The organism is Sorangium aterium (assembly GCF_028368935.1).
GTDB lineage: Bacteria > Myxococcota_A > Polyangia > Polyangiales > Polyangiaceae > Sorangium > Sorangium atrum.
This window is the reverse complement of sequence record NZ_JAQNDK010000001.1, coordinates 2,589,191-2,613,507: the sequence shown is the minus strand read 5'-3', so window position 1 is coordinate 2,613,507 and position 24,317 is coordinate 2,589,191. Positions and strand designations below refer to the sequence as shown.

19 protein-coding genes are annotated in these 24,317 nt (G+C 72.1%); 9 read left to right on the top strand and 10 right to left on the bottom strand.

What is annotated here, in order from left to right; genetic code table 11:
• Positions 1-2 precede the first annotated feature (2 nt).
• The 7 genes from POL72_RS09525 to rbfA all read left to right on the top strand — a co-directional run bounded on the left by POL72_RS09525 (position 3) and on the right by rbfA (position 8,965).
• On the top strand, positions 3-1,187 hold the full coding sequence (locus POL72_RS09525; protein WP_373372165.1) for a phosphoglycerate dehydrogenase: 1,185 nt from the start codon (positions 3-5) through the stop codon (positions 1,185-1,187).
• A gap of 363 nt (positions 1,188-1,550) precedes the next feature.
• Entirely contained in the window at positions 1,551-2,189 is a 639-nt protein-coding gene (gene rimP / locus POL72_RS09520; protein WP_272094727.1) for a ribosome maturation factor RimP, read from the top strand.
• A 30-nt stretch (positions 2,190-2,219) separates the two neighbouring features.
• A complete protein-coding gene (nusA, locus tag POL72_RS09515) occupies positions 2,220-3,863 on the top strand; it encodes a transcription termination factor NusA (RefSeq protein WP_272094725.1) in 1,644 nt (547 codons plus the stop codon).
• Between the two features lie 38 nt (positions 3,864-3,901).
• Complete coding sequence (locus POL72_RS09510) at positions 3,902-5,044, top strand: YlxR family protein (RefSeq protein WP_272094724.1); 1,143 nt, start codon at positions 3,902-3,904, stop codon at positions 5,042-5,044.
• Between the two features lie 15 nt (positions 5,045-5,059).
• On the top strand, positions 5,060-8,191 hold the full coding sequence (gene infB / locus POL72_RS09505) for a translation initiation factor IF-2 (protein ID WP_272094723.1): 3,132 nt from the start codon (positions 5,060-5,062) through the stop codon (positions 8,189-8,191).
• A 10-nt stretch (positions 8,192-8,201) separates the two neighbouring features.
• Positions 8,202-8,597: a DUF503 domain-containing protein gene (locus tag POL72_RS09500; RefSeq protein WP_272094722.1), complete on the top strand. Its 396-nt coding sequence runs from the start codon at positions 8,202-8,204 to the stop codon at positions 8,595-8,597.
• Complete coding sequence (gene rbfA / locus POL72_RS09495) at positions 8,594-8,965, top strand: 30S ribosome-binding factor RbfA (RefSeq protein ID WP_272094721.1); 372 nt, start codon at positions 8,594-8,596, stop codon at positions 8,963-8,965. The genes POL72_RS09500 and rbfA overlap by 4 nt, the downstream gene beginning before the upstream one ends.
• Positions 8,966-9,004: 39 nt before the next feature.
• On the opposite strand, the gene aat is transcribed toward rbfA, so the two are convergent.
• The 4 genes from aat to POL72_RS09475 form a co-directional block, all read right to left on the bottom strand.
• Positions 9,005-9,727, bottom strand: coding sequence for a leucyl/phenylalanyl-tRNA--protein transferase (gene aat / locus POL72_RS09490; protein WP_272094720.1), 723 nt, complete (start codon positions 9,725-9,727; stop codon positions 9,005-9,007).
• Positions 9,728-9,788: 61 nt separating this feature from the next.
• On the bottom strand, positions 9,789-10,790 hold the full coding sequence (locus tag POL72_RS09485) for a glycosyltransferase (RefSeq protein WP_272094718.1): 1,002 nt from the start codon (positions 10,788-10,790) through the stop codon (positions 9,789-9,791).
• 54 nt (positions 10,791-10,844) lie between these two features.
• On the bottom strand, positions 10,845-11,603 hold the full coding sequence (locus POL72_RS09480) for a hypothetical protein (RefSeq protein WP_272094716.1): 759 nt from the start codon (positions 11,601-11,603) through the stop codon (positions 10,845-10,847).
• An 86-nt stretch (positions 11,604-11,689) separates the two neighbouring features.
• Positions 11,690-14,557 carry a carboxypeptidase regulatory-like domain-containing protein gene (locus POL72_RS09475; protein ID WP_272094715.1) on the bottom strand — a complete coding sequence of 956 codons (2,868 nt, stop codon included), beginning with the start codon at positions 14,555-14,557 and terminating at the stop codon, positions 11,690-11,692.
• 342 nt (positions 14,558-14,899) lie between these two features.
• Between POL72_RS09475 and POL72_RS09470 the strand changes: the two genes are divergently transcribed.
• Positions 14,900-16,327: a sigma-54-dependent transcriptional regulator gene (locus POL72_RS09470; protein WP_272094714.1), complete on the top strand. Its 1,428-nt coding sequence runs from the start codon at positions 14,900-14,902 to the stop codon at positions 16,325-16,327.
• Entirely contained in the window at positions 16,324-17,331 is a 1,008-nt protein-coding gene (locus POL72_RS09465; protein WP_272094713.1) for an ABC transporter ATP-binding protein, read from the top strand. Before POL72_RS09470 ends, POL72_RS09465 begins: the two co-directional genes overlap by 4 nt.
• Before the next feature lie 207 nt (positions 17,332-17,538).
• Here the strand turns inward: POL72_RS09465 and glmM are convergent, their stop codons facing one another.
• The 6 genes from glmM to POL72_RS09435 form a co-directional block, all read right to left on the bottom strand.
• Complete coding sequence (gene glmM / locus POL72_RS09460; RefSeq protein ID WP_272094712.1) at positions 17,539-18,981, bottom strand: phosphoglucosamine mutase; 1,443 nt, start codon at positions 18,979-18,981, stop codon at positions 17,539-17,541.
• Positions 18,982-19,315: 334 nt separating this feature from the next.
• The gene (locus POL72_RS09455) at positions 19,316-20,431 is read right to left on the bottom strand and encodes an SDR family NAD(P)-dependent oxidoreductase (protein ID WP_272094711.1); all 1,116 of its coding nucleotides are present in this window, start codon (positions 20,429-20,431) and stop codon (positions 19,316-19,318) included.
• Between the two features lie 21 nt (positions 20,432-20,452).
• Positions 20,453-21,766, bottom strand: a complete 1,314-nt coding sequence (locus POL72_RS09450; protein ID WP_272094710.1) for a bifunctional folylpolyglutamate synthase/dihydrofolate synthase — start codon at positions 21,764-21,766, stop codon at positions 20,453-20,455.
• The gene (gene accD, locus POL72_RS09445; RefSeq protein ID WP_272094709.1) at positions 21,763-22,620 is read right to left on the bottom strand and encodes an acetyl-CoA carboxylase, carboxyltransferase subunit beta; all 858 of its coding nucleotides are present in this window, start codon (positions 22,618-22,620) and stop codon (positions 21,763-21,765) included. Before accD ends, POL72_RS09450 begins: the two co-directional genes overlap by 4 nt.
• Before the next feature lie 10 nt (positions 22,621-22,630).
• Entirely contained in the window at positions 22,631-23,296 is a 666-nt protein-coding gene (locus tag POL72_RS09440) for a CoA transferase subunit B (protein ID WP_272094708.1), read from the bottom strand.
• Positions 23,297-23,316: 20 nt separating this feature from the next.
• Positions 23,317-24,075 carry a CoA transferase subunit A gene (locus tag POL72_RS09435; protein ID WP_272094707.1) on the bottom strand — a complete coding sequence of 253 codons (759 nt, stop codon included), beginning with the start codon at positions 24,073-24,075 and terminating at the stop codon, positions 23,317-23,319.
• Positions 24,076-24,317: the final 242 nt, after the last annotated feature.

Below are 24,317 nucleotides of genomic sequence, written 5' to 3'. Positions count from 1 at the left end.
AGATGGACCTCTCGGCTCTGGAAGAGCTCAAGGTGCTCGGGATCGAGATCGAGTCCCGGCCGGAGCTCACCAGAGACTCGCTGCCGGCGGCCCTCGACGGGATCGGCATTCTCGTCGTTCGTTCCACGGAGGTCACGGCGAAGGCGATCGCGTCCGGGCGGCAGCTCAACCTGATCGTGAGGGCAGGGGTCGGCGTGGGGACGATCGACGTCGCGGCCGCGAGCGCGCGCGGCATCTACGTGGCGAACTGTCCCGGCAAGAACGCGACCGCGGTGGCAGAGCTGACGATGGCCTTCATCCTCGCGCTGGACCGCCGCCTGGTCGATGCGACGTCGGAGCTCAGGGCCGGCCGCTGGGAGAAGGCGAAGTACTCGGTGGCCCGGGGCCTGTTCGGTCGGCGGATCGGGATCGCGGGGCTCGGCGCGATCGGCCGTGAGGTGCTCCTGCGCGCCCGCGCGTTCGGCCTCGAGCCGCACGCTTGGTCGCGCTCGTTGACGCCGGGCCGCGCTGCCAAGCTGGACGTCAGCTATGCCCGGACCTTGGAAGATCTGGCTGCCCGCTCTGACATCTTCACGGTCCATCTGACGGCCACCCCGCAGACGCGCGGCATCGTCAGCCGGAGCGTCCTCGAGGCGCTCCCCGACGGCGCCATCGTCGTGAACGCCGCGCGCCCCGAGGTGATGGATTACGCCGCGCTCGAGGAGCTCATTCCGCGCAAGGGGCTGCGGGTCGGCCTTGACGTGTTCGCCACCGAGCCTGACAAGAGCTCGGCGCCGTTCGAGTCGCACCTCCTCGGGCGAGGGCTCGTCTACGGCACCCCGCACGTCGGCGCGCAGACGGAGCAGGCCCAGCGCGCGGTGGCCCTCGAGACGGCCCGGATCATCCGTGCCTTCATGACGGAGGAGGAGCTGCCCAACGTGGTCAACATCTGCGCTACGTCGCCCGCCCGCTACGCGGTCGTCGTCCGGATGATGGACAAGGTCGGCGTCCTCGCGAACACGCTCAGCGTCATGAAGCGCCACGGGATCAACATCGAGGAGATTTCAAACACCGTCTTCGAGGGGGCCACCGCGACCTGCACGAAGATGCGCGTCTCCGGCCGGCCGAGCGAGGCCTGTCTGAAGGAAATCGCGGCGTTCGAGGAGGTCCTGCACGTGGATATCGTCGCGCTGCCGAATCTGGCGTAACTCGAGGGACCCGGCGGGCGCGACGCGAGGCTGTCGCGACTGCCGCGCGGCGGGGGAGCGCTCCGGCGCTGACGCGCCGCAGGCCGCCGCGAAGACGCCGCGAAGACGCGAAAAACGCGAAGATGAACCGGCGGGAGATCCCCGGCCGCGCAGGGGCGGTTTGCCCGTATCCCCCCTTGCATGAAGGCCCGCATTCGACTAGGTTGTCCGCCGACAACTAGGCGGATCCGCGAGCCGGGTTCCCAGTTCGGGGAATCGGCTCTTTTTTTTTGGCGCAGTGGTACCGGGCACCCTCGCTCGGGGCCGATCGCGCTAGGAGGACCCGGATCCGCCGAGGGTGACGTCTCTCACATGCAGCAACCCATGGAGCCTTCGACCAGAGCCGTGTTCGATCTCGGGCGCGTCCGCGACGCCGTCGCGCCGGTGCTCGCGTCGCACGGGGTCACGCTCGTCGATCTGGAGTGGACCACGGAGCGGGAGCGGGCGGGCTGGACGCTGCGGCTCACGATCGAACGCGAGGGCGTGGAGGACGCGGGCGGCGGGGTCACGCTCGAGGACTGCGCGGACGTGTCGCGCGACGTCTCATCGGTCCTCGACGTCGAGGATCTCATACCCAACCATTACAACCTCGAGGTCAGCTCTCCTGGCCTCGATCGGCGGCTGCGTACAGCGGCCGAGTTCGCTCGTTTCCTCGGCAGGACGGCGAAGGTGAAGCTGTCGCGCCCCGCGCCGGACGGCCAGCGGCTGCTCCGGGGCGAGCTCCTCGAGGCTCCGGAGGGGCAGGTCGCGGTGCTGGTCGATGGCAAGCGGATCGCGGTCCCGTTCGCGGATGTCGTGGAGGCGCGCCTCGTCTTCGAGCTCCCGTCACAGCCCAAAGCCAAGAAGGGGCAGCGGCAGGGCAAGGAGCCCGCTAAGGAGTCGGGGCAGATCAGGCAGCTCGCGGAGGCGGCTCCGCGGTCGGGCTCAAAGCGGAGCGAGCGCGGCTCCGAGAAGCGCAAGTAGAGAGAAGAAAGATCAGGAGACAGGGACGTCATGGCAACGATGGCAGCGATGCCGACCTCGGAGACGAGCCTCGGCAGCATCCTCGATCAGGTCGCGAAGGAGAAGGGGATCGACAAGAAGATCCTCGTCGAGACGATCGAGGCCGCGATCTTGAAGGCCGCGCAGAGCGTCTTCGGCCCCACCCGCGAGCTCGAGGCGCGCTTCAACGAGGACACCGGGCAGATCGACCTCTTCCAGTACATGACCGTGGTCGAGGCCGTGACGGAGCCGGAGCGCGAGATCTCCATCACTGACGTGGACAAGCTGAAGCTGGACGCGACCCTGGGCGAGGAGCTCGGCTTCCAGGTCTTCTGGCGGCCCGAGGACGCGGAGAAGGCGCGCGATCAGGACAAGGAATACGGCGACATCCTGAAGCTCAAGCACGGCCGCACGACCTTCGGGCGCATCGCCGCGCAGACGGCGAAGCAGGTCCTGCTGCAGCGCGTGCGCGACGCCGAGCGCGATCTCATCTTCAACGAGTACAAGGATCGCAAGGGCGAGCTCATCCGCGGCATCGTGCGGCGGTTCGAGAAGGGCAACAACATCATCGTCGACATCGGCCGCACCGAGGGCGTGCTCACGTTCCGCGAGCAGACGCCGCGCGAGACGTACCGGCCCGGGGACCGCATCGTGGCGTACGTGAAGGACATCGATCGCGAGGCCCGCGGCCCGCAGGTCATCCTCTCTCGCTCCGATCCCCGGCTCGTCGAGAAGCTCTTCGAGGCCGAGGTCCCCGAGATCTACGAGGGCATCGTGCGGATCGTGTCGGTCGCACGCGAGCCGGGCGCCCGCTCGAAGATCGCGGTGACCAGCCGCGACGCGGACGTCGACCCGGTGGGCGCGTGCGTGGGCATGAAGGGCTCGCGCGTGCAGGCGGTCGTCCAGGAGCTCCGCGGCGAGAAGATCGACATCGTGCCGTTCGATCGGGATCCGGCGCGCTACGTCATCGCCGCGATCCAGCCGGCCGAGGTGCACAAGGTGATCGTCGACGAGGCCGACGGGCGCATGGAGCTCGTGGTCCCGGACGAGAAGCTGTCGCTCGCGATCGGGCGCAAGGGCCAGAACGTGCGGCTCGCCGCGCAGCTCACGAACTGGAAGCTCGACATCATCAGCGAGACCAAGTTCAAGCAGATGGAAGAAGAGGCGATCTCCGCCTTGCAGCAGATGGACGTGGTGACGGAGCAGATCGCCAAGTCCATGTATCGGCTCGGCTTCCGCGCGCTCGAGGAGGTCAGCGAGGCCTCGGTCGAGGAGCTCGCGGCCATCCCGGGCCTCGGCGGCGCCGAGGCCGCCGAGCGCATCAAGTCGCAGGCGGACACGACGATGGAGCGGCTGCGGCAGGAGCGCATCCGCTCGGCGAGCTCACGCACCGAGCCGCTCACCGACCGCGAGCGGCTGATGTTCATCCGCGGCGTCGGCGATCGGACGGTGGTGTTGCTGGAGGAGGCCGGGTACCGCAGCGTCGAGGACGTGCTGCGGGAGGACGAGGATCGGCTGGCGATCCGCACCGGCCTCGGCATCAAGAAGGCGCGCGCCATCAAGCAGGGGGCGCGGGATTTCGTTGAAAGCGAGCAGAAGGTGCTCGATGCGGCGCGGGCGGACGTTCGTCGCGCTGTAGAGGCGAGGCACGCATAGGCTGTCGGGGAGGAAGAGGATCGAGGATGGAATCGGCGGTGAGCAGACAGAGCGACGCGGGTGAGCGCGAGCCCTTCGAGAAGGGGCGAGTGCGCACGTGCGTCGGCTGCGGGGAGCGCGTCGGCGTCGACGACGTCCGCGGCGCTCGTCCGCTCGTCCGGCTCATCCTTGGTCCTGGCGGCGTGATCGCGGTCGATCCCGGCGACGGCGGGTTTGGGCGGGGCGCACACGTGCACCCGCGGAAGGACTGCCTCTCGGCGGCGGTCGCCCGGGGGCTCGCCCGCGCCGCGAAGGGACGTGTCCACGCGATCGTGGGGGCCGCTGGAGGAGGCGCCGAGGGCGCCGGCGATCAGGCCACGCAGGGCGTCGAGCCGCTCACGACCGTCTCGCTGGCGCGGGCGATCCGAGAGGCGACCGAGCGCCGGCTCCAGGGGCTCATCCGCGCCGCCGTCCGCTCCCAGAGCGCGGCGATCGGCGCCGATGCGGTCGTGGGGTCGTGCGTGCGGGGTGAAGCCGCGCTCGTCCTGGTCGCGTGCGACGCGGCGGCAGGCGCGGATCTGCCGGAGGTCCGGCGCGCCGTCGCCGAAGGGCGCGCCGTCGCGTGGGGCAGCAAGCTGGGGCTCGGCGCCCTGGTGGGCGGCCCGCGCGAGCGCGGCGTTGCCGTGATGGCGATCTCAGCGGCGCCGATCGCCGCTGCCGTCGCGAACGCAGCGCACGTCGTGGACACGTGCGCGCGCGTCGAGCGAGGCGAGGACGCCGCGGACGATGCGCGCCGCGGCGCCGGTCGCAGGGGGCGGCCTTCGCGCAATGCAGCCGCCCGATCAGAGGAAGGCGGGAGCCCCGAGCAACGGAAGGCGCCGCCTGGCCATGCTGGCCTCCGGCGTCGCCGCGAGCCGGGGACGTCGGGCGTGGAGCGCGAAAGCCCCGGGGTCGGGGTTCTCGCGGCGTCCGAGGAGGTCGGGGGAATACCCGGCAGCCCGCAGGGCGCGCTTACCAGCCGCGAAGAGCGGCGGGGGCCGGAGAGTGAGTCCGGTCGGCTTCTTGCTACTGCGCCGGGCATGGGGGGAGGCGGCGCGGTCGGGGGCAGGGCGGCGATGTCCGGTCCTACCGGACGCGCCTCGACGGTGGACAGAGTGGCCGCAAATCGTCGCCCGCGCGGATGGGTGAGGCGGATTGGTTAACGTGGAGCGAGGTGCATGAGCAAAGTCCGGGTCTACGAGGTCGCCAAGCAGCTGAACATGGACCAGAAGACGCTGGTCGCGCTCTTCCAGTCCATGGGTATAGGCGACGTGCGCAATCACATGAGCGCCGTCGAGTCCGACGTCGTCGAGCGGGTGAAGCGACACCTCGAGCGGCAGAAGTCGCCCGAGGTGGTGGAGGAGAGGATCCGCCCCACGGTCGTGAAGCGCCGCGCCCGGCCTGGGGCCGAGCCCGAGCCGTCCTCGCCGGGCCGCGGGCCTGACCTGTCGGAGGCGCCCGTTCGCGCTGCTCCGGAGCCTGCGCCCTCTCGGCCTGCGGCTGTGTCCGTTCCGGCTTCGCCGCCGCGCGAGCGCGCCGTTCAGGAAGAAGCGCCGCCCCGTCGCCCCGCTCCGCCGCCGCCCGCCGTTCCCGTCGCAGCGCCCTCGGCGCCGGCCCACGAGCCGGTCGTCGCCGCGAGCCTGCGCGAGCCTGCTCCCGCACCCGCGCCCACTGCGCCTGCCCCGGCGATGCCGCCTGTTGCGGCTGCGCCCCCAGCGCCGCCGCCCCCGGCGGCTCCCGCTCCCGCAGCAACCGCGCCTGCCGCGGCGTCCGCGGCCGCGGAGGAGACGAAGGTGACCTCGCCCGAGCCGAAGCCTGCGCCGCCTGTCGCGGCGCCGCCTGCCACCGCCGCCGCACCGGCGCCCGCCCCCGTGGCGGCCGCGCCCGAGGCGCCTGCAGCCGCCCCCGCGCAGGCGGCCGCGCCCGCGCCGACCCCTGCGCCTGCCGCAGCGCCCGCAGCAGCGGCGCCCGCAGCAGCGCCTGCCGCAGCGCCTGCGCCTGCCGCAGCGCCCGCAGCAACCGCGCCTGCCGCAGCAGCCGCTGCTCCCGCAGCAGCCGCGGCGCAGGCGCCGGCCCGGCCGCAAGCCGCGCCCTCGGCGCCCGCTCCGGCGCAGGGGGCGTCGCGGCCGACGTCGCCGCCGCCCGCGCCGCAGCGGTCCGGGGCTCCGGCCGCGGCCCGCCCGGGCACTCGGCCCACCACGCCGCCCGTGTCGACCCCCGCGGCCAAGCCGGAAGAGCCGGCCGGCACGCCGGGACAGGCGCCGCGCCGCCCGTCCTCGCCGCCGAAGACCGGCATCGAGGTATGGCAGGGGCGCCCCGGCGTCACGATGCCGGCTGCCCGCACCGGCACACCGCCGGCGCGGCGCACGACCTACGATCCGCGCGCCAACGCCCAGCAAGCGCGCCCTGGTGGTCCCAGCTTCGGTCCGGGCGGCCGGCCCATGGGCGGTCGGAACACTCGCCCGGGGATGTTCGGGCGGCCGCGCCCGGGAGGCGGGCTCCCGCGCAAGCCGGTCCAGGTCTCCACGCAGGAGATGGCCTCGCACAAGAAGGTCATCAAGATCGAGGAGCAGGTCACGCTTCAGCAGCTCGCCGCGAAGATGAGCCTGAAGGCGACGGACGTGCTCATGCGGCTCCTGTCGATGGGCATGACGGGCGTGAACATCAACAGCACGCTCGACGCCGAGACCGCGAAGATCCTCGCCAGCGAGTTCGGCTGGAGCGTAGAGGACGTGGCCGTCAGCGAGCAGGACACGTTGACCGCGGCCATGCAGGCCGGGGCCGAAACCGACGAGGAGGTCGAGATCCGGCCGCCCATCGTCACCGTCATGGGCCACGTCGACCACGGCAAGACCTCGCTCCTCGACAGGATCAGGAAGGCCACGGTCGCCGAGGGAGAGGCCGGCGGGATCACCCAGCACATCGGCGCTTACCGCGTCGAGACGCCGCGCGGAACGATCGCGTTCCTCGACACGCCGGGCCACGAGGCGTTCACGGCGATGCGCGCCCGCGGCGCCTCGCTCACCGACATCGTGATCCTGGTGGTCGCGGCCGACGACGGCGTGATGCCTCAGACCAAGGAGGCGATCTCGCACGCACAGGCCGCGAAGGTGCCGATCATCGTCGCGGTGAACAAGATCGACAAGCCGGGCGCCGACGCCGACAAGATCAAGCGCGACCTCGCCGCGCTCGGGTTGCAGCCCGAGGAGTGGGGCGGCGAGACGATGTTCTGCAGCGTGTCGGCGAAGATGGGGCAGGGCATCGAGCAGCTCCTCGAGTCGGTCCTGCTCCTCGCCGAGGTCCAGGACCTCCGCGCCAACCCGAAGAAGCGCGCCAGCGGCACCGTCATCGAGGCGCTGCTCGATCGTGGCCGCGGCCCGGTCGCGCGCGTCATGGTCCAGGACGGCACGCTCCGCACGGGCGACATCCTCCTGGCCGGCGCCGCGTGGGGCAAGGTCCGGGCGATGACCGACGAGCTCGGGCGCTCCGTCGCCGAGGCCGGCCCCGCGACGCCCGTCGAGGTCCTTGGCCTCAACGAGGTGCCGAGCGCGGGTGATCCCGTCCACGCCGTCAAGGACGGGAAGACCGCGGAGGAGATCGCGGAGACCCGGCGCAAGAAGGCGTCGAAGACGCTGATCCCGCAGGACTCGCGCGTCTCGCTCGAGTCCATCACGAAGAACCTGCAGGAGGCCGATCAGCTCGAGCTCAAGCTGATCATCAAGGGCGACGTGCAGGGCTCGGTCGAGGCGATCATCCACGCGCTGGCGAAGCTCTCGACCCAGAAGGTGAAGGTCACGATCGTGAACGGCGCCGTCGGCGGCATCACCGAGGGCGACGTCAACCTGGCGGTCGCGTCGAAGGCGATCATCGTCGGCTTCAACGTCCGGCCGGCCGGCAAGGCGGGCGCTCTGGCCGAGAACGAGGGCGTCGAGATCCGGCTCTACAACATCATCTACAACGCCGTCGACGACATCCGGAGCGCGATGGAGGGACTCCTCCCCGCGACGAAGGTGGAGAAGGTCCTCGGCCGCGCCGAGGTCCGCCAGGTCTTCAAGATCACGAAGGCGGGCACGGTCGCCGGCTGCATGGCCATCAGCGGCTCGGTCAAGCGCACCGGCGAGGCGCGCCTCATCCGGGACAACGCCGTGGTCTGGACGGGTCGCCTGTCCGGGTTGCGCCGGTTCAAGGATGACGTGAAAGAGGTGGTCGAGGGGTTCGAGTGCGGTATCTCGCTCGAGGGCTACTCGGACATCAAGGAGCGCGACATCATCGAGAGCTTCGAGATCGAAGAGGTCAAGACGAAGCTCTGAGCCTCATCCGATGTTCGTGGGCGTCCTCCGTCTCCGTCTCGATATCGTCGGGGCCCGCTCCCTCAAGGACAAGCGCAGCGTGGTGCGCTCCTTGAAGGAGCGGGCGCAGAGCCGGATGCGCGTGTCGATCGCCGAGGTCGGCGTGCTCGACGATCCGAGGCGGGCGACGCTCGGCGTCGCGGTCGTCTCGAACTCGGCGGTCATGTGCGACAAGGTCCTCGCGGACGTGGCCGCGATGGCGGGGTCGCTGCCGCACGCCGTCCTCACGGATCGGGCGACAGAGATCGTGCCGTTCGGCGATGGCGGCGCTGGGGTGCAGGGCGGCATCGAGCAGGCGCTCGGCCGTGACGATGGAGATCTGGGAGCGCCCTCGGACATGCTCGAGGACGCAGAGGACGACGAATGAGCGGCGTGGTGAAGCGGGCGACGCGGGTCGCCGAGCGGCTCCGTGAGGACCTGTCCAACCTGCTCCGGGATCTGCGTGACCCGCGGATCGCCGGCGTTCTCGTGTCGCGCGTGGAGATCACCGACGACCTGCAGAGCGCGAAGGTCCACGTGCGCCACGAGTTCGGGGCGGAGGACGCCGCGGCGCGCCGCGCCCTGCTCAAGGGGCTGGAGGCGGCCTCGGGCCGGCTGCGCAGGGACGTCGCCCGCACGATGGGGCTGCGCGTGGTGCCGACGCTGCGCTTCTTTTACGACGAGGGGCCCGACGCCGAGCGGCGGATCGAGGAGCTGCTCCGAGAGATCAAGGACGGCTCGGGCGAGCGCTCCTAGCGCGGGGTCGAGCGGCGCGCGGCCGAAGCGCGGCCGCGATCACCGCGAGACGAGGCGCTCGATCGACTGCGCGGGATCGAGGTCGAAGCGCCACGGTCCCATCTTCGTCGGGGCGTCGAGGGCCACCTTCAGCGCGCCGAGGAACTCGCGGCGCGGCCACTCGACGGCGCCGAATCGCTCGAGGTGGTCCGTGTACACCTGGCAGTCCACCAGCGCGAAGTCCCAGGCGACGAGGTTCCCGAGGAGCGTCGCGAACGCGATCTTCGAGGCGTCGGGCGCGCGCGCGAACATCGACTCGCCGAAGAACATCCGCCCCAGCGACACGCCGTAGAGGCCGCCGACGAGCTCGCCGCTCGACCACGCCTCGATGCTGTGCGCGACCCCGGCGGCGTGCAGCGCCGTGTAGCCGGCGACGAGCTCCTCGGTGATCCACGTGCCGTCCTGCCCAGGGCGCGGCGCGGCGCTGCAGGCCCGCATGACCCGCTCGAACGCCGTATCGGTCCGCACCTCGATCTCGCCCCGGCGCACCCGCTTGCGCAGCGAGTGCGGGACGTGCGCCTCGCGCGGCGGCAGGACGAAGCGCGGATCCGGGGAGAACCAGAGGAGCGGCAGCCCCTCGTGAGGCCAGGGGAAGATGCCCCGGCGGTAGCCGGCCAGCAGCCGCTCCGGCGAGGCCTCGCCGCCCACGGCCACGATCCCCTCCGGGGTCGCGCGTTCTGGCGGAGGGAAGTCGAGCTTGCTCGTGAGCACCGGGACCCGCATCGCTGTGGGATCGAATCCTCCCAAAAGAGCGCGCGGTTGCAAAGGGTCGCCCGGCGCTCGCTCAGGAGGCGCACACGTAGTCGGAGCCCTCGACGAAGCCGCGCGCCGCGAGGTGGCCGCGGATGAGCGCGCGCGCCCCTCGCGCGCCCACGGCGACGACGAGGGTCTCTGCGCCGCGCTCCAGCCGCGACGGGTCGACGATCGGCGCGCCCTGCGCGATCCGGCCGATCTTGCGCGGGTCGATGTCCACGAACCGCGCGGGCGTCACGCCGTTCCGGGCGAGCGCCCTCGCCAGCCGCCGGCCTGTCTTTCCCGCGCCCCACACGGCCACCGGGCGCGCCGGGCCCAGCTTCCTCGCGAGGTAGTGCGCCTTTGCCTCGAGGAACCTCGCGATCGCGTACCGCGGATCGGCGAACGTTGCGCGCCCCTCGCGGTGCCGCCAGCGCAGGCCGAGCTCCGGGAGCTTCGCCATCCGCGCGCCCGCCGCGTCGAGGCGCAGCCACAGATCGTAGTCCTCCGCCCACGGGACCTCCCGGAACCCGCCCACCTGCTCCAGCGCGCTCCGCCGGAGCGTCACCGACGGGTGGCACAGCGGCGACTCCACGAACATCTCCCGCGCGTGGTCCTCCGGGGTGACGATCGAGTTCAGCCAGTCGACGTAGCGCAGCATGCCCTCGCCGATCGGCCCGGCAGCGAACGCCTCGACGCGGGCCCCGACGACGCCGAGCCGCGGATCCCGGAGGAGCGTCTCCGCTTGCCGCGCGAGCCGCTCGCCGACCGAGATGTCGTCTCCGTCCATGCGGGCGAGGAGCTCGCCGCGCGCCGCCTCCGCCGCGCGCGAGAGCGCCCGCGCGATCCCCACGCCGCCCGTCGCGATCTGGAGGACGCGGCGATCGCGCTGCGCGACGCGCGCGACCCTCGCTGGGCCGCCGTCCGTCGAGCCGTCGTCCACGGCGACCACCTCCAGGTCGACGGCGCGCTCGGCGAGCACGCTCTCCAGCGCCTCCTCGATCGTCGCTTCCGCCTGCCGGTACGGGAGCAAGACGGAGACGAGCGGCGCCACGCGGAGACCATGGCGGCGCGCCCGCGCAGCGTCCACAAGAACGGGCGCGGACGCCTAGTGCTTCTTGAAGTCGCCGAGGTGCGTGATGTACCAGCGGCCCTGCCACGAGATGATCGTGTGGACGTCCAGGCCCGCCGGCTTCCCGTCGATCTCGTACTTCAGCTTGCCGTGAAAGGACCGGTAATAGCCGATCTTGTTGACCTCGTCCCCAGGAGGCACCCACTTCGGCTTGGACCCCACCACGAAGCCGACGAACCGCGCCCCCTCCCAGCTCTTGCGCTTCCGATGCATCGACTTCACGTCGTTCGCGTAAGCGGCGTGGAGGTTGTCCCAGTACTTGCCGGGGTCCTTCACGTCCTTGAGCGGGATGAACGGCTCCTTGGGGAACCAGAAGGGGTCGGCCAGCGCCGGTTCCTTCTTCACGATGGCGTCGAACAACGCCCTGGCTCGCGCCGTGAGCTCCTCGCTCTCGAGCGCCGGCAGGATCTTGTTGTCCGCGCGGGCGGATGTCGCGGCGCTGGGGTCGGCGCCGGCGCTCGCCTCCGCTCCTGGGCCGGGCGACGCGTCGGCCGCGGGCGCCTCGGCCGCGCGACCGCCCCCGTCCTGCGGCGGCTCCGGCGCGCCTGCGTCCTCGGGCCGAGGCGCTGACGCCGCCTCGGCCGCGCTGGCGCCTGGCGTCGCTGCTGCCGCCGTGGGCGCGGCGCCGACCGAGGAGGGCCGGGCGCTCTCGGCTGGCCGGGCATCGGGCGCCGGGGTGGGCGCCGCGCAACCCACGACCACCGCCAGCGCGGTCGCGACGACCTGCTTGATCATGCGCGTGCCCTATCGCAGCGCCCCGGCGCCGACAAGCGACGCCGAGGCGCGGCCGGATGCGGGGCCCGCCCGGCGGCGGACCTGGCTCACTTCTCCACGATGATGAACTGAACGCGCCTGTTCTTGGCCTTGTTGGCGGGCGTGACGTTCGGCGCGACGGGGCGGTCCTGTCCATAGCCCTTCGCGAGCAGCCGCGACCCGTCCACGCCGGCCCGGATCAGCCAGGCGCGCACCGCGTTCGCCCGGGCCTCGCTGAGCGTCTGGTTGTGCTCACGCCCGCCGGTGTTGTCGGTGTGCCCCTGGATCTCGACCTTGCGGATGTTCGGATTCCGCTGGAGCACGTCCGCGATCTCCTCCATCAGCGAGTTCGAGTCGCCGAGGATCTTCGCCGAGTCGGTCTCGAAGTGGATCTGCCGCGAGATCTTGATCTCGTTGCCCAGCACCTTCACGAGCGAGATCTTCGGCCGCTTGTTCACCGTGAGGGTGGCGCGCGTGTCCTCGCTCGTCCGGACGTCGGCCTCGTTGACGTGGTTCATGTAGCCCTGCGCCTCGACCTTGAGCGTCACGGCGCCGGCCGGCAGGTCGGGGAAACGGAAGGATCCGCTTCCGTCGGCCGTCGCCGTCTGCTCGCGGCCCGCTGCGTCGACGAGCCGGATCGTCGCGCCGGCGACCGCGTCCCCGCTCTCCGCGTCCTTCACCGTTCCGACGATGTTGCCCGTCTTGGGCAGCGCCTCGAGGGAGCAGTCGACGTCCACGAACGTCGGCCCCTGCGGCTGTGTCGGGCTCGGCGCAGCGCCGGGCCCTCCCGGCTGCGGACCGAAGGGACCCGGCTGCCCGGGCTGCGGGCCGAAAGGCCCAGGCTGCCCCGGCTGCGGACCGAAGGCGCCGGGCTGTCCCGGCTGCGGACCGAAGGGGCCAGGTTGCGGACCGAAGGCGCCGGGCTGCCCGGGTTGCGGGCCGAAGGCGCCGGGCTGACCGGGTTGCGGACCGAAGGCGCCGGGCTGCCCGGGTTGCGGACCGAAGGGGCCAGGTTGCGGGCCGAAGGCGCCGGGCTGCGGGCCGAAAGGCCCAGGCTGTCCGGGTTGCGGACCGAAGGCGCCCGGCTGCCCGGGCTGCGGACCGAAGGCGCCGGGCTGCGGACCGAACGCCCCGGGTTGCCCCGGCGCCGCCCCGCCAGGGAGGATCGTCGCCTGGCAGGTGCCGGGCTTGTACCCGTTCGCCCGGATGTTGAAGGTGTACGTCCCCGGCTCGAGGTGCCTCGTGAGGAAGCGGCCGTCCGGCCCTGTCGCGTACGGCGGCTGAGCCGCGCCCTCGATCGTCACGATGGCGTCTGCCACGGCCGCGTCGGGCTTGTTCTGCTCGTGCACGAAGCCGCGCGCGAAGCTCTGCGGCGCCGGCACGAGCTGCGGCGGCTCCTTGGCGATCTGCGGCGCAGGGGCCGGCGGCGGCTCCTTCTGCTTCGTATCGTACGCATAGCCAATCCCGAGATAGAGCGTCCACGGCGCCTGCGGCGCGACCTCCTCGATGAACACGGAGGTCGCCGACAGGCCGAGATCCAACGCTGCGTGTCCGGAGAGCCCGCGGAACGCCTTCTCGAACGGCGTCACCCGCACGCCGAGCGACAGCCGCGACGGCGCCGCGGCATAGCCCGGTCCGCCCTGGTTCTGCGGGTCAGGAGACGCGAAGTCGTCGAGCCCGAGGCAGACGTCGCCGCGCGACACGGTCTTCGTGTGGCACTCGTAACCCTGCCGGTTCACCGGGATGTCGAGGGTGTACTCGAGGTAAGGCTGCACCTTCGGCAGCGGCACCTCGACGCCGAGGTGGGTCTGGAAGAAGTCGACGCGGTTGATGCCGAGCCCGAACCGCTCAATCCGCGAGATCGGCTGCCGCTCGCGCCCGTCCGTGAACGCCTTCGCGCGCGCCTTCTCGACCTCCTCCACGAGGACGCCGGAGTTGTCGAGCTTGTAGCCGAGGTTCACGTTCACCCGCAGCGGGAACCCCTTGCCCTGCGGCTTGCGCAGATCGAGCGACGCGAGCCCGCGGAAGACCGCGCTCGTGCCGCCGCCGGCGAGGCCGACCTCGCCGGTCCCGTTGAGCAGGAGCAGCTGCGCCTCGCCGCCGAAGGAGAACGGCTTGCCGATCTTCGTCGGGGTGAACGCCTTCACGCCGAACGTCGTGTCGCCGAGCACCTGCAGCAGCCGCGGACGACCCTGATCGTTCGCGTTCGCGAACGTGCGGATCGACGCGTACCCCTCGAGGAAGGGCAGGGGAGTCGCGTTCAGCGCGAAGAACGCTCCGACGTGGCTCGCCGAGTCCTCCTTCGCGTCAGGACCGCACGTGATCGGGTAACCGGCGAGCGTCGACTCCGCCGGATCGCAGAGGAAGCCGCTCGTGGAGAACCAGTCGAGCAGGAACGACACCCGGAAGGTGCCCGGCGCGCCCGAGCCCGCGTACGACGTCCTGAGGAGGCCGGTCGAGCCCCACAGGTTCGGCTGTGCGGTGAGGGAGAGCGCGCGCTCCTCCTCGTCCCACGCGGTGGACCTCGGCGCCGCCGCGCTGGCCTGGAGGCCCTGATCACCGACCGACGCCTGCGCGCCGAACGAGAAGTTCGCGTCCGGCGGCGGCTGGCCAGGCTGCTGCGGGCCGAACTGCGGCGGAGCGTCGCCCGGAAAGCCCGGCTGTGGCCCGAAGGGGCCGGGCTGGGCGGGCTGCGGCCCGAAGGGGCCGGGCTGGGCGGGCTGCGGCCCGAAGGGACCGGGCTGGGCGGGAGGCTGCTCGGGCCCGAAAGCGCCGGGCGGCTGCGCGGGCTGGCCCGGCATCGGCTGCGGTCCGAAGGGCGGCTGCGGCTGCTGCGCCTCGGCAGCGCCCGCGAGCGTGAGCGAGCCGACGAGCGGCAGCGCCGTGAGCGCAGCGCGCCGGGGCCTGTCGGCAAACACCTTTCGAAGCGTATGCATCGAGCCTCACCCGCGAGGTCGAACAAGGAAACGCCCGCCAATCGGGACGGTGGAGACCTCGCGCGCGGCCCGTTGTATCACTCCGGGCGGCGCGTGAAACAGCGGTTTTCGCTGGCAGCAGCTCCGCGACAGGCGCGCCGCGCGGCTCGGTAAGTACGGCATCACCGCGCGGTGATGCCGCGCCTTTCGGCCTCCTCTGCGCGGGTCACGGCGCTGCGCCGCCGCGCGGGCACCCCGGTCGCAAACGTGCTCGACCAGAGCGCCCCGGCGCCCCGCCGCCGCTCGGCCGGCGCCGAGCAGCCGTCCAATCCGGCAGGCGCGCATGCTAGGAAAGCCATCACCATGGCATCCCGGGGGCGCATCCTGATCGTCGACGACGAGGCCAACGCGCGCGCGGCGCTCTCCGAGATCCTCCGCGAGGAGGGGTACACGACCGAGACCGCGGCCGACGGCTTCAAGGCGCTCGGCAAGCTCGAGGAGTTCGCGCCCGACGTGGTCCTGACCGATCTGAAGATGCCCGGGCTCGACGGCATCCGGATGATGGAGAAGGCGCAGCTCGCGCTGCCGGACGCGACCTTCGTCGTGATGACGGCGTTCGGCACCATCTCGAGCGCGGTCGAGGCGGTGAAGAAGGGCGCGTACAACTACCTGACGAAGCCGCTCGATTTCTCGGTGCTCGCGGTCGTGGTCGAGCGCGCGGTGGAGCGGGCGCGGCTGCTCCAGGAGAACTCGCGGCTGCGCGAGCGGCTGCGCGAGCGCAACGCGTTCGGGCACGTGATCGCGAGCCACCCGAGCATGGCGAAGGTCCTCCGGCTGGTCGAGCAGGTGGCCCCGAGCCGCGCGAGCGTGCTGATCGTGGGCGAGACGGGCACGGGCAAGGAGCTCATCGCCGAGATGATCCACCGCGCCAGCCCGCGGGCGAAGGCGCCGCTCGTCCGGCTGAACTGCGCCGCGCTGAGCGAGTCGCTCCTCGAGAGCGAGCTGTTCGGCCACGAGCGCGGGGCCTTCACGGGCGCCGTCGGCCGCCGCGAGGGCCGCTTCGAGCAGGCGAGCGGCGGCACCCTGTTCCTGGACGAGGTGAGCGAGATCCCGCTCGCCACGCAGGTGAAGCTCCTGCGCTTCCTGCAGGAGCGGACGCTCGAGCGGGTGGGCGGCAACGAGACGCTCAAGGTCGACGTGCGGATCCTCGCCGCGTCGAACCGCGATCTGCGCCAGCGCATCGCCGAGGGTCTGTTCCGCGAGGACCTCTATTACCGGCTCAACGTCGTCACCCTGGAGATCCCGCCGCTCCGCGAGCGCCGGAGCGACATCCCCGAGCTCGCGACGTTCTTCCTCGGCCGCTATGCGCAGGAGAACGGCAAGCGGATCGAGGGCTTCACCGACGAGGCGCTGTCGGCGCTGACGTCCTACTCGTTCCCCGGCAACGTCCGCGAGCTGGAGAACGCGATCGAGCGGGCGGCGGTGCTCTGCGACGGCGCGCGAATCGAGCTCCGGCACCTGCCGGCGCAGATGTCGTCCGAGCCGACCGAGTCCGTCGACGCGATGCCGCGCGTCCCCGGGAGCACCATCTACGACCTGGAGCGCTACGCGATCCTGCGCACGCTCGAGGCGTGCAAGGGCTCGACCTCGAAGGCGGCGACGATCCTCGGGATCAGCCCGCGCAAGATCCAGTACAAGCTGCACGAGTACAGCGCGGCGAACGCGCGTGGCCGGGCGCGGCCGGGGGACGGCGCGCCCGGCGAGATCCCCGAGGGGGAGGAGGGCGCATGAGCAACGCAGCCGAGCGCATCGTCGAGCCGCGCGACCCGGGTGCCGCGCCGGCCAGCTCCGTCGGGGAAGGGGCGCCGGACGGCGAGCTGCTGATCGACGTCCGCGGCCTCCTGAAGACGTTCCAGGTGGGGTTCCTGCGCCGGAAGGCGGTCGAGGCCGTCAAGGGGGTGAGCTTCGGCGTACGGCGCGGCGAGATCTTCGGCTTCCTAGGGCCGAACGGGGCCGGCAAGACGACGACGATCAAGATGCTGACGGGCCTCATCGCCCCGACCGGCGGCGAGGCGTACCTGTTCGGCGCGCGCGTGCCGTCGCCCGAGGCGCGCCGGAAGATCGGCTTTCTTCCGGAGAACCCGTACGTCTACCCCTACCTCACCCCGCGCGAGTTCGTGGAGCTCTGCGGCCGCCTCTCCGGGATGCGCGGCGCGGCGCTGCGCAGGCGGGCGATGGAGGTGCTCGATCAGGTGAAGATCGGGTACGCCGCGGATCGTCAGGTGCGCCGGCTGTCGAAGGGGATGCTGCAGCGCACGGGGCTGGCGGCCGCGCTGGTCGCCGATCCGGAGATGCTGATCCTGGACGAGCCCATGAGCGGCCTCGATCCGGTCGGCCGCAAGGAGGTGCGCGATCTCATCTTCGCCGAGCGCGATCAGGGCCGGACGATCTTCTTCTCGACGCACATCCTGAGCGACGTCGAGGCGATGTGCGATCGCGTGGCGATCCTGCGCGAGGGCCAGGTGGTGGTGAGCGGCGCGATCCGCCAGCTGCTGCGGGGCGACGTGCTGCGCACCGAGGTCACGCTGGCGGGCGCGAGCGAAGGCCTCCTGGCCGATCTCGGCGCGAAGGGCTTCGCGACCACGCGCCGGGGCGACGTCGTGGTCGTCGATGTGGAGGGCGAGGCGCGCGTGCGCGACGTGCTGCGGGCGTCGCTCGCGGCGGGCGCGCAGGTCGTCGAGGTGGCGCCGCGCCGCGAGACGCTGGAAGACCTCTTCATGCGCCGCGCGCTGTAACCAGCGCCGGGGCCTCCCTCAGACAGCCGTAGGCCCCCGGAGAGGGTGTCCTCTGCGCGGGGTGGGGGATGGGCCGATGTTTGAGGTGCACGGATGGATCATCCGGCAACGCCGGATGATCCATCCGTGCGCCGAGTTCGGCGGGGCCCCCACCCCGCGCAGAGGACACCCTCTCCGGGGGCCGGTCAGCCCCAGCCACGCCCCTGGCTACGCCGATGCCCCAGCGACGTCCTGCTTCGCGGCCTCGATGATCTCGAGCGCGTACGCCCCGATGGTCGAAGCGTCCTCGCCCTCGACCATGACGCGGAGCTTCGGCTCCGTCCCGCTCCAGCGCACGAGGATGCGCCCCTTGTCGCCCAGCGTCTTCTCGATGCGATCCACGGTGACCCGCGTCCGCTGCATGCTGTCGAGCGGAAGCCGCGTCGCGAACGTCGCGTTCTCCAGGACCTGAGGCACCCGCTGCATCGCCTTCGAGGCGAGCTCGCTCAGCGGCTTGTCCTCCTCCATCATGATGGCGAGCACCTGCAGCGCCGCCACGATGCCGTCGCCCGTCGTCGCGTGATCCAGGAAGATGAGGTGCCCCGACTGCTCGCCGCCGAACGAGTAGCCGCCGTTCCGCATCGCCTCGACGACGTAGCGATCCCCGACCGCCGTGCGGACGACGTGCCCGCTATGGGCCTTGAGCGCCCGCTCGAGCCCGAGGTTCGACATCACCGTCGTCACGATCGTGTTCCGCGGCAGCTTGCCGGTGCGCAGCATCCGGAGCGCGCAGAGCGCCATGATCGCGTCGCCGTCCACGACCTCGCCGCGCTCGTCGACCATGATCACCCGGTCCGCGTCGCCGTCGAGCGCGATGCCGATGGCCGCGCCGCGCTTCAGCACCTCGGCCTTCACGTGCTCCGGGTGCAGGGCGCCGGTCTCGCGGTTGATGTTGCGGCCGTTCGGCTTCACGCCGAGCGCCGTCACGTTCGCGCCGAGCTCGGTGAACACCGAGGGCGCCACGCGGTACGCCGCCCCGTGCGCCGCGTCGACGACGACCTTCACGCCGTCGAGCGAGAGCGCCGTGGGGAACGTGCTCTTGCAGAACACGACGTACCGACCGCGCGCGTCGTCGAGCTTCACCGCGCTGCCGATCGCCGCCCCGACCACCCGGGCCTCGTCGAGCTCGTGGCTCTCCATGAGCCGCTCGATCTCCTCCTCCGCGGTGTCGGGCAGCTTGTAGCCGTCGGGGCCGAAGATCTTGATGCCGTTGTCCTGATACGGGTTATGGCTCGCGCTGATCACGACCCCGGCGTCTGCCCGCATGCTCTGCGTGAGCTGCGCGACCGCCGGCGTCGGGATCGGCCCGCTCAGCATCACGCGCCCGCCCATGGCGCACACGCCGGACGCGATCGCGGTCTCGAGCATGTAGCCGGACAGGCGCGTGTCCTTCCCGATCACGACCCGCACCTGCCGCGACTTCCCGTGGCTCGCGACGAACGCGATCGCGCGCCCGAGCCGCAGCGCCATCTCGGGCGTCATCGGCGGCTGGTTCGCCACGCCGCGCACCCCGTCGGTGCCGAAGAGCTTGCGGCCTGCGGCCTGCTTCTGCGGTTCGCCCGTCGCCGACGGAGCGCCCTCCCTAGGATCCTTCTTGGTGTGCTTCGGCACGGTCCCTCTCTGTGGTGTGGGGCTGAGGAGACCACCCTTAGCAACCTTTGCCAAGACAGCCTACGGCCAATCGCCGCCGCGGCGACGGTGACGCAGCCTCCATCGCGCGTCTTTTGTGGCGTGGCCGCTATCGTGCCGCGTCTGCGCCGCTTTTGCGCGGCGGTCGCTATCGCGCCGCTGTTACAGCGCGGTCGCTATCGCACTGCTGTTACAGCGCGGTCGCTATCGCGCCGCTGTTACAGCGCGGTCGCTATCGCGCCGCTGTTACAGCGCGGTCGCTATCGCGCCGCTGTTACAGCGCGGTCGCTATCGCGCCGCTGTTACAGCGCGGTCGCTATCGCGCCGCTTCCGGCGGCGCCTCGTTGTTGCGCCGAGCGGCCTCGTTGCTCAGGCGCAGCAAGACCGACCCCTGCGCCGGCGTGCGCAGGTCTCGGCCCCTCGTCGTGCCCTCGCCGCCGCCGGGCGGCGGAAGGAGCGCGTTGATGAGGCCCATCAGCCTCACCGTCGCCTGTGGCGCGATGCCGTGCGCCCAGCTCAGCAGGTGCGACGACAGCCCGAGCTTCACCTCGGCGCGCCCCTCGCGCGCCGCCGCCACAACCCGCCGCGCCGCGCGCCGCGCGTCGATCGTCGCGATCGGCAGGGACGAGGCCAGGCCGAACCAGCCGAACTCGTGCTGCGGGCTGCCGCCGAACGTGGCGTTGTAGATCGACCCCGTGCGCATCGGCCCCGGGATCACCGTCGTGACGCGCGGGCCCCTCGCGCCGCCGTGCGTGAGCTCCGCCTGCACGCTCTCCGAGAAGCCCATCATCGCGAACTTCGACGCGTTGTACCCGAGCAGGTGCGGCACGGCGACGCGCCCGCCGATGGACACCACGTTCACGATGCGCGCCGCGCGCCCCTGCCGCCTCAGGTGCGGCAGCGCGCGCAGCGTCGCGTGGACCGCGCTCCAGAAGTTCGAGCGCATCGCCTCGTCGAGCTCCTCCACCCGGAGGTCCTGCATCGGCGCGACCTGGATCACGCCGGCGTTGTTGACGAGCACGTCGATCCGGCCGAACGCCCTCGCCACGCCGTCGATGAACGCCTCGGCCGCGGAGCGGTCGCCGAGATCACACGCCGCCGCGTGCACCTCGACGCCGAGCGCCTGCAGCCGCTGCTCCGCCCGGTAGAGCGCCTCCGCGTCGCGGCCGGCGATCGCCACCCGGGCGCCGTGCCGGCCGAACTCCTCGGCCAGCAGCAGCCCCAGGCCCCGAGAGCCGCCCGTGATGACCACGACCCGGCCGCGCAGATCGAGCTGCCGCAGGGCGCGGAACGCCGTCCGCGCGAGCGCGGCCGCCACGAGGGCCGCCGCAGAGAAGAGCACCGGAGAACGCCGCTTCCTGAACGCCATGCCGCGGAGGACGGCATCGCCCGTGCCACGCTGCGCGCGCCGGCGGCAGCGACGCGCCTGCACATCGCGCTGCTCGAGCCCGCTTCAGAGCGTGACGACCGGATCCGCCGCGATGCCGAGCAGCGCCGAGCGCACCTCGCCGACCAGGTAGATCGAGCCGGCCACGACGACGAGCCCGCCCGGCCCGGCGGTCTCGATCGCGCGCGCTACCGCGGCGCGCGGATCGCCGATCGCCTCGCCCGGCGCGACCTCGCGCAGCGCATCGAGCGGGGCGGCCGCGCGGCCCTTCGGCGTCACATAGAGCCGACGGTGCGCTCGTGGTGCGAGCATCTGTAGCATTTCGCCCCACCCCTTGTCGGCCATCGCGCCGAACACGAGCGTGGTGAGCGCTGCCCCCGGACCCTCCTCGTCGAGCCACGCCGCGAGCGCCTGCGCGCCGTGCGGGTTGTGCGCACAGTCGAGCAGGACACGGGCGCCGCCCGCGTCGATCCGCTCCAGGCGACCGGGCCAGCGGGCCGCGGCGAGTCCACCCGCGAGCGCCCGCTCGACCTCGGGCCACCGCCCGGCGAGCTGCCACGCGATGCCGCACGCCACGCCCGCGTTCTCGGCCTGGTGCGCGCCGCGGAGGCCGAGCTCCACCTCGATCTCGCGGCGCCCCGGCCCGGCGACGCGCGCCCCGCGACCGCCGCGCCCCACCGCGATCTCGCCCGCGCTCCCGGCGCGCTCCGCCCGCGCGACGCGGAGGCGAGGCCCGGCGCCGATCGCCTGCGCCGCCGCCTCGATCGCGGCGTCGGCCTCCGGATCGAGCGGGCCGAGCACCGCGGGCGCGCCCGGCTTGAGGATGCCCGCCTTCTCCCGGGCGATGTCCGCCAGCGTCGGGCCGAGCACGGCCTGGTGGTCGAGCGCGATCGACGTGATCGCCGTGCAGAGCGGCGCCGAGATCACGTTCGTCGCGTCGAGCCGCCCGCCGAGGCCCACCTCGAGGATCGCGAGGTCGACGTCCGCCTCGCGGAAGGCCACGAACGCGGCCACCGTCAGCGCCTCGAAGAACGTGAGCGGCGAGGGGACACGCTCGAGCGCGGCGGCGAGCGCGCGCGCGAGCGCCGCGTCGCCGATCGTCTCTCCCCCGACGCGGATGCGCTCGGCGAAGCGTGACAGGTGCGGCGACGTGTAGAGGCCGGTCCGCAGCCCGGCCGCGCGCGCGATCGACTCGACCATCGCGCACACGCTGCCCTTGCCGTTCGTGCCGGCGACGTGCACCGCGGGGAGGCCTTCGTGGGGATCGCCGAGCGCGGAGAGCGCCTCGCGGACCCGGCCGAGCCCGAGCTCCATCCCCCGCGGCGCCCGCTGCCCGAGCGCCTCGAGCAGCGCGGGCAGCCGCGGCGCCGCCGAGGTCATCGCCGCGCCCGGCGGTTGGACGTGAGGTGCTGGAGCAGCGTCCCGATGTACGCCTTCATCTCGGGGCGCGGGACGATGGCGTCGACCATCCCGTGGTCGAGCAGGAACTCGGATCGCTGGAAGCCCGCCGGCAGCGTCTGCCGGATCGTGTTCTCGATGACCCGCGGGCCGGCGAAGCCGATGAGCGCCTTGGGCTCGGCGATGTTCGCGTCACCCAGGAAGGCGAAGCTCGCCGCGACGCCGCCCGTCGTCGGGTGGAGCAGCACCGACAGGAACGGCAGCCGCGCCTTTCGGTACCGCTCGAGCGCGGCCACGCTCTTCGCCATCTGCATCAGCGAGAGGATGCCCTCCTGCATCCGCGCGCCGCCCGACGCCTGGAGGAGCACCACGGGGAGCTCCTCGCGCGTCGCGCGCTCGAACAGGCGGGTGATCTTCTCGCCGACGACCGAGCCCATGCTCCCGCCCATGAAGGCGAAGACGAACGCGCCGTAGGCGATGTCGCGGCCGCCCAGCCTGCCGCGGCCGATCTCGATCGCCTCCTTCGCGCGGCCCTTCTTGTGGAGCGCCGCGACGCGGTCCCTGTAGCTCTTGCCGTCGCTGAACCGGAGCGGGTCGTTCGGGACGAGGTGCTCGTCCCACGCGGCGAGCTCGCCGTCGTCGAGCAGCAGCCTCCGCCAGCCGTCGGCGTCGAGCTTGTGGTGGTGGCCGCACTGCGAGCACACCTCGAAGGTGCGCGCGAGCTCGGCGGCGTCGTGCGTGTGCGAGCAGCCGTCGCAGCGACGGAACACGCCCGCTCCCAGCGAGCGCTTCTCGCTCGCGTCGGTCGTCGGCAGGGTCTTTTCAGGCCAGGTCATCGGCGAGCCCTCAGGCGCTCCGCAGGTCCATCTCCTTCACGTCGGAGGGGACCCGGAGCGTTGGTTGTGTCTTCTCCTGCACCTCTCGGGCGCTCACGCCGGGCGCGAGCTCGCGCAGCACGAGCCCCTCGGGCGTCACATCGAGCACGGCGAGATCGGTGATGATCCGGTGGACGACGCCCCGCCCGGTGAGGGGCAGCGAGCACTCGTCCAGGATCTTCGGCGCGCCGTTCTTCGCCGCGTGATCCATGATCACGACGACGCGCTTCGCGCTCACCACGAGATCCATCGCCCCGCCCATCCCCTTCACCATCTTGCCAGGGATCATCCAGTTGGCGAGATCGCCCTTCTCGGAGACCTCCATGGCCCCGAGGATCGCGAGATCGATGTGGCCGCCCCGGATCTGCGCGAAGGACTCGGCGCTCGAGAAGATCGCGGAGCCGGCGAGCATCGTCACGGTCTCCTTGCCGGCGTTGATGAGATCCGGGTCCTCCGCGCCCTCGATCGGGTAGGGGCCGATGCCGAGCAGCCCGTTCTCGCTCTGGAGCACCACCTCGATCCCCGCGGGGATGTAGTTGGCGACGAGCGTCGGCATCCCGATGCCGAGGTTGACGTAGTAGCCGTCCCTGAGCTCCAGCGCGGCGCGCTGCGCGATCTGTTCCCGCGTGAGTCCCATCGTGTCCCCTGTCCCCGCGCCTAGGCGGCCGACGCCTTGCGCACCGTCCGCCGCTCGATCCGCTTCTCGTAGCGCTCGCCCTGGAAGATCCGGTGCACGAAGATCCCGGGCGTGTGGATGTGGTCCGGGTCGAGCGAGCCGACGTCGACGAGCTCCTCCACCTCGGCGATCGTCACCTTCGCGGCCATCGCCATCATCGGGTTGAAGTTCATGGCCGTGTGGCGGTAGACGAGGTTGCCGAACCGGTCGCCCTTCCAGGCCTTCACGAGCGCGTAGTCGCCGCGGATGGCGGGCTCGAGCACGTAGTCGCGGCCGTCGAACTGGCGCACTTCCTTCTTCTCGGAGTACCTCTTCACCGCGCCGCCCGGGCCATAGAGCACGGGCAGCCCGCCCTCGCTGATGGCCGTGCCCGCGCCGGTCGGGGTGTAGAACGCAGGGATCCCGGCGCCTCCGGCGCGGATGCGCTCGGCCAGCGTGCCCTGCGGCGTGAGCTCGACCTCGAGCTCGCCGCTCAGGTACTGGCGCTCGAACTCCTTGTTCTCGCCGACGTACGACGAGATCATCTTCCGGATCTGCCGGTTCTGAAGGAGGATCCCGAGGCCGAAGGCGTCGACTCCGCAGTTGTTGGACACGACCACGAGATCCTTCGTGCCGAGCTCCCGGAGCGCTGCGATGCAGTGCTCCGGGATGCCGCAGAGGCCGAAGCCGCCCGAGAGGATCGTGGCGCCGCCCGGGATGTCCCCCACGGCATCCAGCGCGCTCTTGTAGACCTTGTCCATGGCCGACCGAGAGGTAGCCCAACTGGCCGCGAGGCAAAAGCCTCCGCTGCCGCCGCGGTATGCCGTGGCGCCGGCGCCGCAGCGCGGCACAGGGGCCGGGCGGCGCCGGCCGCGACGCGGCGCCGCGCGGTGATCCGCGCTTCCGGCGAACGACGGAAGCTCGCGTGTGTCCCGGGTGCATGAGGCTCTCGTCGCGTCCGCCAGCGCTCATTCAGCCAGCGCTCGTTCAGCGCTCGTTCAGC